Source organism: Burkholderia sp. BCC0398 (assembly GCF_902833245.1).
In the GTDB taxonomy this organism is placed as follows: Bacteria; Pseudomonadota; Gammaproteobacteria; order Burkholderiales; family Burkholderiaceae; genus Burkholderia; species Burkholderia sola.
Genome location: NZ_CADFEM010000012.1, coordinates 149,956 through 163,243, shown reverse-complemented (window position 1 = coordinate 163,243; position 13,288 = coordinate 149,956). Strand labels below are relative to the sequence as shown.

Sequence of the window (13,288 nt, the reverse complement as noted above, 5' to 3'; positions counted from 1 at the left end):
CGATGAAGCACACGGCAACCCTGAAACTCGCATTCGCACTCGCGTGCGCCATCGGCTCCGGCACGGCGCTCGCCGATGCGCCGACGCTGCGCTTCGGCCTCGAAGCGCAATACCCGCCGTTCGAATCGAAGGCGCCGAACGGCGACCTGCAGGGCTTCGACATCGACGTCGGCAATGCCGTCTGCCAGACGGCGAAGCTGTCGTGCAAATGGGTCGAGACCTCGTTCGACGGGCTGATTCCGGCGCTGAAGGGCCGCAAGTTCGACGCGATCAACTCGGCGATGAACGCGACCGAGCAGCGGCGCCAGGCGATCGACTTCACGACGATCATCTATCGCGTGCCGACCCAGCTGATCGCGCGCACCGGCAGCGGGCTGCTGCCGACGCCCGAATCGCTGAAGGGCAAGCGCGTGGGCGTGCTGCAGGCGTCGATCCAGGAAACCTTCGCGAAGGCGCACTGGGAGCCGGCCGGCGTCGCGGTCGTCGCGTACCAGGACCAGAACCAGGCGTATGCGGATCTGGTCGCCGGCCGCCTCGACGCGACGCTCGTGCTCGCGCCGTCCGGCCAGCGCGGTTTCCTGTCGCGCCCGGACGGCAAGGGCTTCTCGTTCGTCGGGCAGCCGGTGCACGACGACAAGATTCTCGGCAGCGGCATCGCGTTCGGCCTGCGCAAGGGCGACGACGCGCTGAAGGCGAAGCTCGACGCGGCGATCGACAAGCTGAAGGCGGACGGCACGGTGAAGTCGCTCGGCCTGAAGTATTTCGGCGATATCGACATCTCGACGAAGTAAGCGGGGGCGCGCGCGATGCCGACTCCGAACCCGAGCGCCGCGGGCAGCGAACCGGGCGGCACGCCGCTGCCGCTGCCGGACGATGCCGTCGCTGCCGTGCTCGCCGACGAACTGGGCGATGCGCTCGTCACGCGTGCGGCCGACATCGAGCCGCGTTACTTCACCGCGTACAACGAGCCGGCCGGCGTGCGGCCGCGCGCGCTGGTGCGCCCGCGTAGCGTCGACGACGTGTCGAGGACGCTCGCGTTATGCACGCGGCTCGGCCAGCCGGTCGTGCCGCAAGGCGGGCTGACGGGGCTCGCGCGCGGCGCGGTCGCGCTGGGCGGCGAGGTCGTGCTGTCGATGGAGCGCTTCGCGGGCATCGACGCGCTCGACGCGGCGGCCGGCACGATCACCGTGCGCGCGGGCACGCCGCTGCAGACGGTGCAGGACGCCGCGCACGCGGCGGGCTTCACGTTCGGCGTCGATCTCGGCGCGCGCGGCTCGTGCCAGATCGGCGGCATGCTCGCGACCAATGCGGGCGGCACGCGCGCGATCCGCTACGGGATGATGCGCGAGCAGGTGCTCGGGCTCGAGGCGGTGCTCGCGGATGGCACGGTCGTGTCGTCGATGAACCGGATGCTGAAGAACAACGCGGGCTACGACCTGAAGCAGCTCTTCATCGGCAGCGAAGGGACGCTCGGCGTCGTCACGCGCGCGGTGCTGCGGCTGCATCCGTTGCTGGCGGCGCCGGCCACGGCGCTCTGCCGCGTGCGCGACTACGAGGCGGTGGTCGCGCTGTGGAACCGCGTGCGCACGCTGCCGGAAGTCGTCAGTTTCGAGGCGATGTGGCCGGCGTTCTACGACTACGTCGCGCGCCATACGCCCGGTGTGTCGGCGCCATTCGTCGGCGACGGCGGTTTCGTGGTGTTGATCGAATGCGCGACGAGCGCGCCGGGCGGCGATGCGCACCATGCGCTCGAAACGGGGCTGGCTGCGGGGCTCGATGCAGGGCTCATCGACGATGCGGTGCTCGCGACTTCCGAGCGGCAGGCGCGCGACCTGTGGACGCTGCGCGAAGGGCTTGCGATCGATGCGCTGCCCCATCTCGTCAACTTCGACGTGAGTCTGCCGACGGGCGAACTCGGCGCGTTCGCCGAACGCTGCGGGGCGGCGTTGCGGGCGCGCTGGCCGGCGCTCACGTGCCTGTTCTTCGGCCATGTCGGCGACGGCAACGTGCATATCGGCGTGTCGCTGGCCGAGATGACCGACACGGATGCCGATGCGCTCGATTGCTGCGTGTATGCGGTGGTGCGCGACATGGGCGGCTCGGTGTCGGCCGAGCACGGGATTGGCGTGCTCAAACGTCCTTATCTGGCGCACACACGCAGCGACGCGGAAATCGGATTGATGCGACGCCTGAAGGCCGCGCTGGACCCGCTTGGGATCCTGAATCCCGGCAAGGTGCTTTGACGCTGCCGACGCCCGTTCCTCACGGAAAACGGCCGGCGCGACGCATCAGCCGTCCACCCAGCGCAGCGCGCCGATCTTCAGGTGTTCGACGACGCTGCGCGCCCACTCGAGCTCCGCATTGAGCAGCACGAGCGCATATTCGTTCTGCAACAGGAACAGGCGCGGCACCTGGTCGGCCTGCGCGGTGGCGCGCAGCGCCTCCAGCCGCTCGCGTTCGGCGTCGAGACGCGCGATGCGCAGCTCGAGCTGGTGGCGCGCATCTTCCGCATCGAGCAGCGGCAGGAACGCGAGGCCGGCGCCGAACGCCGGAAATTCACGCGCGGGCTCCGCGAGCAGCGCATGCAGCCACGCCTGCCCGGCCGTGTGCCCGGCTTCGGTCAGCGCATACAGCGTGCGCTCCGGAAACGCGCCGTCACGCTCGGTGTCGTGCACGACGATCAGCCCGTCGCGCAGCAGCCGGTCGATCGTCTGGTACAGGCTCGTGCGCTGCCGCACGTTGACGACTTCGTCGTAGCCGCGGGCCTTCAGTTGCTGCAGCATCCCGTACGGATGCATCGGCGTTTCGGTGAGCGTCGCGAGGACGGCCAGCGCGAGCGGGGACGGACGAATCATAGATATGAATAGTAAATATATATCTAGTTATAATATAACTATTCTCTACCAGACTATCTTGTTTGACAAGGGTTTCAGCCGAGATGCGAGCGCTTCGCGGCCGGCGCGACGGTTTCCATCGTCGCGAGACCGTGCACGATGCCGCAATCCTCGACTGAGTGCTCGCCGACGCACTGGCGGCGCAGTTCGGTGAGCTGGTCGCGCAGATGCGTGAGTTCCGCGAGGCGCGCGTCGACGTGTCCGATGTGATCGTCGAGCAGCGAATTGATCGAATCGCAGCGGTCGGCCGGCGTGTCGGTGAGCCGCAGCAGCGCGCGGATTTCGTCGTGCGCCATGTCGAGCGCGCGGCAGTTGCGGATGAAGCGCAGCCGTTCGACGTGCACGTCGGTGTAGTTGCGGTAGTTCGAATCGGTGCGCTCCGCATCTGGCATCAGCCCCTCTTTCTCGTAGAAACGGATCGTCTCGGGCGTGCAGCGGGCCGCTTTGGCCAGTTCGCCAATCTTCATGCCTTTCTCCCGTGTAAGGGTTGACCTTGTAGTGGCTTCAGGGTGTTAACTCTACACCGTCAAGCCACGAAAGGAGGTTGTCATGACCGACGCCCAGCGTCCCCACGACCCACGACACCGTCATGCCGGCGGCGCCGATACGTGTTGCGCCGATGCGCGCGACACGCAGACGGCGACCGTTGCCGATGCGGCGCCGGCGGCCGGCGAGCGCGCGCACGGCCATGACCACGATCACGGCCACGGCCACGCCGCGCATGGCGATGCGGGCCATGACCACGATCACGACGAGGCTCACACGGATACGCATCGGCATGGCGCGTCGTGCTCGCACGACCACGCCGCGCATGACCATGCCGGTCGCGACCACGACCACGACCACGACCACGACCACGACCACGCGGCCGGCGACTGCTGCGCGCCTGCCGCGCTGACGCTCGCGCCGCTGCCGGTCGCGCAGGCGACCGCGTCGGGTCACGTGCGCTCCGCGTTCCGGATCATGCAGATGGACTGCCCGACCGAGGAAACGCTGATCCGCAAAAAGCTCGGCGGCATGCAGCAGGTATCGGCGCTCGAATTCAACCTGATGCAGCGGATGCTGACCGTCGAGCACGTGCCCGGCGCGCAACCGGCGCTCGAAAGCGCGATCCGCTCGCTCGGGATGACGCCGGAAGCCGCGTCGGCCGATGCACCGGCAGCGCCCACCGCGCCGCCGCCCGCCAAACCGTGGTGGCCGCTCGCGCTCGCCGGCGTCGCCGCGATCGCATCCGAAGGCGCGACCTGGGCCGGGCTGCCGGTGTGGCTGTCGGCGGCGCTCGCGCTCGCCGCGGTGCTCGCGTGCGGGCTCACCACGTACAAGAAAGGCTGGATCGCGATCCGCAACGGCAACCTGAACATCAACGCGCTGATGAGCATCGCGGTGACGGGCGCGATGGCGATCGGCCAGTGGCCGGAAGCCGCGATGGTGATGGTGCTGTTCACGATCGCCGAGCTGATCGAGGCGAAGTCGCTCGACCGCGCGCGCAATGCGATCCAGGGGCTGATGCAGCTCGCGCCGGACACCGCGACCGTGCAGCAGGCCGACGGCGCGTGGCGCACGATCGAAGCCGCACAGGTCGCGCTGGGCGCGGTCGTGCGCGTGAAGCCGGGCGAGCGGATCGGGCTGGACGGCGAGGTCGTCGCCGGCCGCTCGACGGTCAACCAGGCGCCGATCACCGGCGAGAGCCTGCCTGTCGAAAAGGCGAGCGGCGACGCCGTGTACGCGGGCACGATCAACGAATCGGGTTCGTTCGACTACCGCGTGACGGCCGTCGCGGCCAACTCGACGCTCGCGCGGATCATCCACGCGGTCGAGGAAGCGCAGGGCGCGAAGGCGCCGACCCAGCGCTTCGTCGACCAGTTCGCGCGCGTCTACACGCCGATCGTGTTCGCGGTCGCGCTGCTGGTCGCGGTGGCGCCGCCGCTCGTGATGGGCGGCGCGTGGCACGACTGGATCTACCGCGCGCTCGTGCTGCTCGTGATCGCGTGCCCGTGCGCGCTGGTGATCTCGACGCCGGTGACGATCGTGTCGGGGCTCGCGGCCGCGGCGCGGCGCGGGATTCTCGTGAAGGGCGGCGTCTATCTGGAAGAAGGGCGCAAGCTCGCGTGGCTCGCACTCGACAAGACCGGCACGATCACGCACGGCAAGCCGGTGCAGACCGACTTCGACGTGCATGCGGACGGTGCCGATGCGGCGCGCGTGCGGCATCTCGGCGCGAGCCTCGCGGCGCGCTCCGATCACCCGGTGTCGCAGGCGATTGCGGCCGCGGCCCGCGACGCCGGCACGACCGCATTCGCCGACGTGCAGGACTTCGAAGCGATCGTCGGGCGCGGCGTGTGCGGCACGATCGACGGCACGCGCTACTGGCTCGGCAATCACCGGCTCGTCGAGGAACTGGAGCGCTGCTCGGCGGCGCTCGAGGCGAAGCTCGACGCGCTGGAGCGGCAGGGCAAGAGCGTCGTCGTGCTGGTCGACGCCACGCGCGTGCTCGGCATCTTCGCGGTGGCCGACACGATCAAGGACACGAGCCGCGATGCGATCGCCGATCTGCATGCGCTCGGCATCCGCACCGCGATGCTGACGGGCGACAACCCGCATACCGCGCAGGCGATCGCGCGGCAGGCCGGCATCGACGATGCGCGCGGCAACCAGTTGCCGGAAGACAAGCTCGCGGCGGTCGAGGAACTGTCGGCGGGCGGCGCGGGCGCGGTCGGGATGGTCGGCGACGGGATCAACGATGCGCCGGCGCTCGCGCGCGCCGACATCGGCTTCGCGATGGGCGCGATGGGTACCGACACGGCGATCGAGACGGCCGACGTCGCGCTGATGGACGACGACCTGCGCAAGATTCCCGCGTTCGTGCGGCTGTCGCGCGCGACGCACCGCGTGCTGGTGCAGAACATCGGCTTCGCGCTCGGCGTGAAGGTCGTGTTCCTCGGCCTCACGGTCGCGGGGCTCGGCACGATGTGGATGGCGGTCTTCGCCGACGCGGGCGCGAGCCTGATCGTCGTGGCCAACGGTTTGCGGCTGCTGTCGTCGTCCTGGGCGTTCGGCGACGTCCCGGCCAAGCGTTGAGGAGCGGGCGATGAGCTTCCTGAAACGGATTCTCGGCGGCCACGGCGGTGGTCATGGCAGCGGGCACAGCAATAGCGGAAACGGGGGCCACGGCGGCGGGCGTCACGGTGGCCTGCGTCAGGGCGGGCACGGCGGCCACGATGCGCGCGGCCGCGATCGCCACGGCTGGGGCTGGCAGGCGCCGGCCGACGCGGGCAGCGGTGGCCAGGGCGGCAATCTGCCGCTGAGCCAGCTCGCGTGCGCGGGCTGCGGCGCACTCAACGCAGCCGATGCACGCTTCTGCACGCAGTGCGGCGCGGCGCAACGCGGCAAGGCCTGCAGCCGCTGCCACGCGGCGCTGGCGGCCGACGCGCGGTTCTGTCCCGGCTGCGGAACGCAGGCGGCTTGACGCTATCCGCACCTTCGCGCCGGCCACGCATAAGCACAGGCCGGCACGCTTCGTTCGACGGCCGGCGCACCGGCATGCCCGATGTCATCCCCGGCATGCTCGCACCGGCAATATCGTCGCGGTCCGTCCGGATACACGGCTCCGGGACGCACCCTTTACTCAGCGCAGCGGCAGGTGAATTTCGGTGCGCAGGTCGGCCGGCGCCGTATCCATCGGCGTATTGAGGTATAGCTCGAACGGCGGCGCGTCGGCGGCTTCGCGGCCCGAGTGACGCAGCCAGTCGCCGTAGAGCCACTGGTAGGCCGTCTTCAGGTCCGCATACGGCCCGGTATGCAGCAGCACCGCGTATTCGCCGCCCGCGATCGTCGCGCGCTCGACCGGCGGCACGGGCGCGACTTCCGGCGCGCCGTCGGCCGGCATCCAGCACGCTTTCGCGCGCAGTTGCGCTTCGGGTGTCGTGTCCGGATCGTCGTAGAAAATCCCGATCATCTTCGCGCCCGGGCCGATCAGCCCGCGCTGCCCAGCCCACGCGCCGATGCGCCCGAACGCGTCGCCCACTTTCATATACGCACCGGTGTGCGCCACCGCGTAGCCGCGCAGTTCCGGCAGCCGCCGGATCTCGACCTCGTGCTTGAACATGTCTTCCTCTCCTCGCTGTAGTGGATAAATCGGCCGGTGGATGCCGGTGCGCCGGTGCTGCGCGGGCAACACGCCGTACGCGTCGCGAAATGCCCGCGCGAACGCGTGCGTCGAACCGTAGCCCGCGCGCCGCGCGATCTCGTCGAGCGGCCGCGCGGTGCAGACCAGATCCTCGGACGCCCGCACGATCCGCATCCGCCGCACCGTCAGCACGATCGACTCGCCGTACAGCGCGCGGTAGACGCGCTGCCAGTGATACGGCGACAGGCACGCGACTTCGGCGAGCCGGTTCAGGTCGAGCGGGCCGTCGAGATGCGCGCTGATGTACGCGTGAACGCGCGCCACGCTCGCCGCGTAGCGCACCCACGCGGGCGGGTCGGGTTTCGTTTCGGCTGGGGTCATCGGCGTGTCCGGGCTGGAACCGACGCCACGGTAGCACGGGCCGAATGGACAAATCTTGCGGAAATGCCGGACACCCAACGATCAGCCCCTTTTTGATTTCAGCGAAATGGGGTCTTGCCCCTCCGAAATCTATGTCTAAAGTTAAAGACGGTGAAATCGGGTGAACGCGTCATTTTTCTCGGGTAAGTTGCTTGGACGGGGCAGCACGCATTTCGAATTACGCAGGTCGTTCGTCGATGTTCAATCGCCACACCACGTTTTCGGGAGAAGAAGAAATGGATGCTTCCAGCTTCATCACGTCGCTGCAGGCCACACTAGGCGGATACCTGCCCAAGATCGCCGGCGCGATCGGCATCCTGGTGATCGGCTGGCTGATCGCCGTCGCGGTGCGGGCCGGCGCGCTCCGGCTGCTCAGCGCGCTGAAGGTCGATCAGCGGATCACCGACAGCACGGGCCAGGGCGCGTGCGTCGAACGCATCATCGCCGGCGGCCTGTTCTGGCTCGTGCTGCTCGTCACCGCGGTGGGCATCTTCAACGTGCTCAACCTGTACGCGGTCTCCAATCCGTTCTCGCTGCTCGTCACGCACATCGTCAACTACCTGCCGAACCTGATCGGCGGCGCGGCGCTGACGCTGATCGCGTGGCTGATCGCGTCGCTGCTGCGCAGCCTCGCGAACCGCGCGCTGAAGGCGAGCAAGGTCGACGCCACGCTGTCCGAAAGCGCCGGCATGCAGCCGATGAGCGGCTATCTCGGCGACGTGCTGTTCTGGCTCGTGATCCTGATGTTCCTGCCGGCGATCCTCGCGTCGTTCGCGCTGTCGGGCCTGCTGTCGCCGGTGCAGGGGATGGTCGACAAGCTGCTCGCGATCGTGCCGAACATTTTCGCGGCCGCCGTGATCGGCTTCGTCGGCTGGATCGTCGCGCGCGTGCTGCGCGGCCTCGTGACGAACCTGCTGGTCGCCGCCGGCGCCGACCGCCTCACGCAAGGAATCGACAGCCCGACGCCGGTGCGCGTGTCGAGTCTGGTCGGCACGATCGTCTATGTGTTCGTGTTCGTGCCGACGCTGATCTCCGCGCTCGACGCACTGAAGATCGACGCGATCTCGATCCCCGCGACCAACATGCTGAACCAGTTCCTCGGCGCGGTGCCGGACATCGTCGCGGCGATCGTGATCGTGCTCGTCACGTTCTACTTCGCGCGCTTCGTCGCGTCGCTCGCGCAGAAGCTGCTGGAAGCGGCCGGCGTCGACGGGCTGCCGGCCGTGCTCGGCGTCGAGCGCGTGTTCTCGGGCATCCTGCAGCCGTCGGTGCTGGTCGCGCGGCTGATCGTGTTCTTCGCGATGCTGTTCGCGTCGGTCGAGGCCGCGAACCGGCTCGGCTTCACGCAGGTGCGCGACGTCGTCACGCTGTTCATCGAATTCGGCGGCCACGTGCTGATGGGCGGCGTGATCCTCGTGATCGGCGTGTGGCTCGCGGGCCTCGCGCGCCGCGTGATCGAGCAGGCCGACCGCGAGCACAGCGTGCTGTTCGCGCGGATCGCGCAATTCGCGATCCTCGGCCTCGTGTTCGCGATGGGGCTGCGCGCGATGGGCATCGCGAACGAAATCGTCCAGCTCGCGTTCGGCCTCGTGCTCGGCGCGATCGCGGTGGCCGTCGCGCTGTCGTTCGGCCTCGGCGGCCGGGAAGCGGCCGGCAAGCTGCTCGACCGCTGGTTCAATCAGCGCGGCGGCGGCCAGTAACGCCGGCCGGCACGGCCGCTCCGGCCCGCATCGCGCGGGCCGGAGCGGCGTGGCAACGCGGGCGGCCGGCGTTGCCGCGAGCGTTTTCGAAAGCGTTTCCGCAAGCGAAATGTCAGCCGCGATCTTTGCCGAATTTCGATAACACGTCGTTTAATGACTCTCTAGCATCGATTCTCAGTCGCGCGGGCCCGCAGGCCGGCGCCTTTGAGGAGAGTCCGATGAAAGCAGAGTCGAATGGCCGGCCCGCCGCCGGCGCCAAGTCCTCCGGCCAGCCCGCGCTGCAGCAGACGCTCGGGACCTGGCAACTGTGGGGCATCGCGGTCGGCCTCGTGATTTCCGGCGAATACTTCGGCTGGAGCTACGGCTGGGCGAGCGCGGGCACGCTGGGTTTCGTGATCACCGCGCTGTTCGTCGCGGCGATGTACACCACCTTCATCTTCAGTTTCACCGAGCTGACGACGTCGATCCCGCATGCGGGCGGCCCGTTCGCGTATGCGCGGCGCGCGTTCGGCCCGACCGGCGGCTATCTGGCCGGCGCGGCGACGCTGGTCGAATTCGTGTTCGCGCCGCCCGCGATCGCGCTCGCGATCGGCGCGTACCTGCACGTGCAGTTTCCGGGGCTCGAACCGAAACACGCGGCGATGGGCGCGTATCTCGTGTTCATGGCGCTGAACATCGTCGGCGTGCAGATCGCGGCGACCTTCGAGCTCGTCGTCACGCTGCTCGCGATCTTCGAGCTGCTGGTGTTCATGGGCGTCGTGTCGCCGGGCTTCACGTGGAGCAATTTCACGAAGGGCGGCTGGTCGGGCGCCGATCACTTCAGCGTGGGCGCGTTCCACGGGATGTTCGCGGCGATTCCGTTCGCGATCTGGTTCTTCCTCGCGATCGAAGGCGTCGCGATGGCCGCCGAGGAAGCGAAGAACCCGAAGCGCTCGATTCCGATCGCGTACGTGGCCGGGATCCTGACCCTCGTGGCGCTCGCGATCGGCGTGATGGTGTTCGCCGGCGGCGCGGGCGACTGGACCAAGCTCGCGAACATCAACGATCCGCTGCCGCAGGCGATGAAGTACATCGTCGGCGCGAACAGCGGCTGGATGCACATGCTCGTGTGGCTCGGGCTGTTCGGGCTCGTCGCGTCGTTCCACGGGATCATCCTCGGCTATTCGCGCCAGATCTTCGCGCTGGCCCGCGAAGGCTACCTGCCCGAATGGCTCGGCAAGGTGCATCCGCGCTTCAAGACCCCGCATCGCGCGATTCTCGCGGGCGGCGTGGTCGGGATTGCCGCGATCTACAGCGACGAGCTGATCCAGTTCGGCGGGCAGACGCTCACCGCGAATATCGTGACGATGTCGGTGTTCGGTGCGATCGTGATGTATATCGTCAGCATGGCGTCGCTGTTCAAGCTGCGCCGCTCGCAGCCGAACCTGGCGCGGCCGTTCCGCGCGCCGCTGTACCCGATCTTCCCGGCCTTCGCGATCCTGGCGGCGCTCGTCTGCCTCGCGACGATGGTGGTTTTCAACGGGCTGGTCGCGCTGGTGTTCGTCGGCTTCCTCGCGGTCGGTTACGCGTACTTCCTCGCGACCCGTTCGCAGCGCGCGAGCGCACCCGGCGACGCGCTGCTGGAGGAGTGAGCACGGTGACGACGGTGAACGTGAAAGGCCGTTCCTGACGGCATCCGGCGCGCCCCGTCGAACGGGCGCGCCGTCGGCTTTTGGCAAGGAGATTCGAACGATGTCCTATACGGAGACGATCGGTCCGCGCACGTACCGCTTCGCGGACCTGAAGACGCTGCTCGCGAAGGCGAGCCCGCTGCGTTCCGGCGACCAGCTCGCCGGCGTCGCGGCGGCGAGCGAGGAGGAGCGCGTCGCCGCGAAGATCGCGCTCGCGGGCGTACCGCTGAAGGCGTTCCTGAACGAAGCGGTGATCCCGTATGAAGACGACGAGGTCACGCGCCTGATCATCGACGATCACGACGCGCACGCGTTCGCCGAGATCTCGCACCTCACCGTCGGCGATTTCCGCAACTGGCTGCTGTCGCCCGCGGCCGACGGCGCGGCGCTCGAACGGATCGCGCCCGGCCTCACGCCCGAGATGGTCGCGGCCGTGTCGAAGCTGATGCGCAACCAGGACCTGATCGCGGCCGCGAGAAAGCGCCGCGTCGTCACGCGCTTTCGCAACACGGTCGGGCTGGCCGGCCGGATGTCGGTGCGGCTGCAGCCGAACCACCCGACCGACGACGTGAAGGGCATCGCCGCGTCGATGCTCGACGGGCTGATGTACGGCTGCGGCGACGCGATGATCGGCATCAACCCGGCCACCGACAGCCTCGCGGCGATCGTGAAGCTGCTCGCGATGATCGACGGCTTCCGCGAGCGCTATGGCGTGCCGACGCAGTCGTGCGTGCTTACCCACGTGACCAACACGATCGCGGCGATCGAGAAGGGCGCGCCGGTCGATCTCGTGTTCCAGTCGATCGCGGGCACCGAGAAGGCGAACGCGAGCTTCGGGATCTCGCTCGCGCTGCTCGGCGAGGCGCGCGAGGCCGCGTTGGCGCTCAAGCGCGGCACGGTCGGCAACAACCTGATGTATTTCGAGACGGGCCAGGGCAGCGCGCTGTCGGCGAACGCGCACTTCGGCGTCGATCAGCAGACCTGCGAAGTACGCGCGTATGCGGTCGCGCGCAAGTTCGAGCCGTTCCTCGTGAACACGGTGGTCGGCTTCATCGGGCCCGAATACCTGTACGACGGCAAGCAGATCATCCGCGCGGGGCTCGAGGATCACTTCTGCGGCAAGCTGCTCGGCGTGCCGATGGGCTGCGACATCTGCTACACGAACCACGCGGAAGCCGACCAGGATGACATGGACACGCTGCTGACGCTGCTGGGGGCGGCCGGCATCAACTTCATCATGGGGATTCCGGGCGCGGACGACGTGATGCTCAACTATCAGAGCACGTCGTTCCATGACCAGCTCTACGTACGCGAGGTGCTCGGCCTGCGCCGCGCGCCGGAATTCGAGGAATGGCTGGAGACGATGGAGATCGCCGACGCGCACGGCGCGCTGCGCGCGGCAAACGCCCGCGTGCCGCTGCTCGCGGGTGCGACCGACTGGATGGGGATTTCCGCATGAGCGACGCCGTCGAGAAGAATCCGTGGGCGCAGCTGAAGTCGTTCACGAACGCGCGGATCGCGCTCGGCCGCGCGGGCAACAGCCTGCCGACCGCGCCGCTGTTGGCCTTCAACCTGTCGCATGCGCAAGCGCGCGACGCGGTGCACCAGCCGCTTGACGCGGATGCGCTGCGGCGCGAGATCGAGGCGGCCGGCATGCTGCCGACGCTGCGCGTCCAGAGCGCCGCGCCCGACCGCGACCACTACCTGCGCCGGCCCGATCTCGGCCGCAAGCTGTCGGACGACAGCCGCGGGCTGCTGGCCGGCTACGGGGCGGCGCTCGACGACGCGCCGGATGTCGTGTTCGTGGTCGGCGACGGGCTGTCGGCATTCGCGGCCGCGAAGCAGGCGCTGCCGCTGTTGCAGGCCGTGCGGCCGCGGCTCGACGCGGACGGCTGGCGGATCGGCCCGGTGGTGGTCGCGACGCAGGCGCGCGTCGCGCTCGGCGACGAGATCGGCGAGCTGCTGCGCGCGAAGGTGGTCGCGATGCTGATCGGCGAACGGCCGGGGCTCAGCTCGCCGGACAGCCTCGGCGTGTACCTGACGTGGGCGCCGAAGGTCGGCTGTCACGACGCGCTGCGCAACTGCATCTCGAACGTGCGGCCCGAAGGGCTGCCGCACGCGGCCGCCGCGCACAAGCTGCATTACCTGATGACGCACGCGCGCCGCCTCGGGCTGACGGGCGTCGGGCTGAAGGACGACAGCGACGCGTTGGCGCCGCCGGCTCATGCGGAGCGGATCGGGGCTGCTTGAATAGCCACTCGCATCGAAAGTCCATCAACACCCGCAGCTTCGGCGACAACTGCCGGCTCGGCGCAACACGTTGATTGCTTGCCGCACGCGGGGACGGCGCGAGCGTTGCAAGTGCCGCGCATCTTGGCATTGCCGCGCTCCGTCTCGATCGGTCCGTCGATTGGGTTTCGCGCACCTGGCAAACCACTACCTCGATCCTTTGCACGGCTTCCGGGCTCATCGGCCCTG

At 68.8% G+C, this 13,288-nt stretch carries 11 protein-coding genes; 8 read left to right on the top strand and 3 right to left on the bottom strand.

Annotated features, from left to right (window positions below):
• The first annotated feature begins 2 nt into the window (after nt 1-2).
• Both HWX76_RS25460 and HWX76_RS25455 read left to right on the top strand, forming a co-directional pair.
• Entirely contained in the window at nt 3-791 is a 789-nt protein-coding gene (locus tag HWX76_RS25460; RefSeq protein ID WP_050016021.1) for an ABC transporter substrate-binding protein, read from the top strand.
• A 15-nt stretch (nt 792-806) separates the two neighbouring features.
• Nucleotides 807-2,243, top strand: a complete 1,437-nt coding sequence (locus HWX76_RS25455) for an FAD-binding oxidoreductase (protein WP_050015856.1) — start codon at nt 807-809, stop codon at nt 2,241-2,243.
• 45 nt (nt 2,244-2,288) lie between these two features.
• Here the strand turns inward: HWX76_RS25455 and HWX76_RS25450 are convergent, their stop codons facing one another.
• Both HWX76_RS25450 and cadR read right to left on the bottom strand, forming a co-directional pair.
• Nucleotides 2,289-2,861 carry a PadR family transcriptional regulator gene (locus tag HWX76_RS25450; protein WP_089488028.1) on the bottom strand — a complete coding sequence of 191 codons (573 nt, stop codon included), beginning with the start codon at nt 2,859-2,861 and terminating at the stop codon, nt 2,289-2,291.
• Nucleotides 2,862-2,929: 68 nt separating this feature from the next.
• On the bottom strand, nt 2,930-3,361 hold the full coding sequence (gene cadR / locus HWX76_RS25445; protein WP_006477300.1) for a Cd(II)/Pb(II)-responsive transcriptional regulator: 432 nt from the start codon (nt 3,359-3,361) through the stop codon (nt 2,930-2,932).
• Between the two features lie 82 nt (nt 3,362-3,443).
• On the opposite strand from cadR, the gene HWX76_RS25440 reads away from it, so the two are divergent.
• Both HWX76_RS25440 and HWX76_RS25435 read left to right on the top strand, forming a co-directional pair.
• Nucleotides 3,444-5,972, top strand: a complete 2,529-nt coding sequence (locus HWX76_RS25440; protein ID WP_176016532.1) for a heavy metal translocating P-type ATPase — start codon at nt 3,444-3,446, stop codon at nt 5,970-5,972.
• 10 nt (nt 5,973-5,982) lie between these two features.
• Nucleotides 5,983-6,360: a zinc ribbon domain-containing protein gene (locus HWX76_RS25435; RefSeq protein ID WP_124594443.1), complete on the top strand. Its 378-nt coding sequence runs from the start codon at nt 5,983-5,985 to the stop codon at nt 6,358-6,360.
• Nucleotides 6,361-6,519: 159 nt separating this feature from the next.
• Here the strand turns inward: HWX76_RS25435 and HWX76_RS25430 are convergent, their stop codons facing one another.
• Nucleotides 6,520-7,401, bottom strand: a complete 882-nt coding sequence (locus HWX76_RS25430; RefSeq protein WP_176016531.1) for an AraC family transcriptional regulator — start codon at nt 7,399-7,401, stop codon at nt 6,520-6,522.
• 275 nt (nt 7,402-7,676) lie between these two features.
• Between HWX76_RS25430 and HWX76_RS25425 the strand changes: the two genes are divergently transcribed.
• The 4 genes from HWX76_RS25425 (at nt 7,677) to eutC (ending at nt 13,060) form a co-directional block, all read left to right on the top strand.
• Nucleotides 7,677-9,140, top strand: a complete 1,464-nt coding sequence (locus HWX76_RS25425) for a mechanosensitive ion channel (RefSeq protein WP_050015867.1) — start codon at nt 7,677-7,679, stop codon at nt 9,138-9,140.
• A 218-nt stretch (nt 9,141-9,358) separates the two neighbouring features.
• Complete coding sequence (gene eat, locus HWX76_RS25420) at nt 9,359-10,771, top strand: ethanolamine permease (RefSeq protein ID WP_050015869.1); 1,413 nt, start codon at nt 9,359-9,361, stop codon at nt 10,769-10,771.
• Between the two features lie 100 nt (nt 10,772-10,871).
• On the top strand, nt 10,872-12,269 hold the full coding sequence (locus HWX76_RS25415) for an ethanolamine ammonia-lyase subunit EutB (protein WP_124631503.1): 1,398 nt from the start codon (nt 10,872-10,874) through the stop codon (nt 12,267-12,269).
• The gene (gene eutC, locus HWX76_RS25410; protein WP_050015872.1) at nt 12,266-13,060 is read left to right on the top strand and encodes an ethanolamine ammonia-lyase subunit EutC; all 795 of its coding nucleotides are present in this window, start codon (nt 12,266-12,268) and stop codon (nt 13,058-13,060) included. Before HWX76_RS25415 ends, eutC begins: the two co-directional genes overlap by 4 nt.
• The last annotated feature ends 228 nt before the right edge of the window (nt 13,061-13,288 follow it).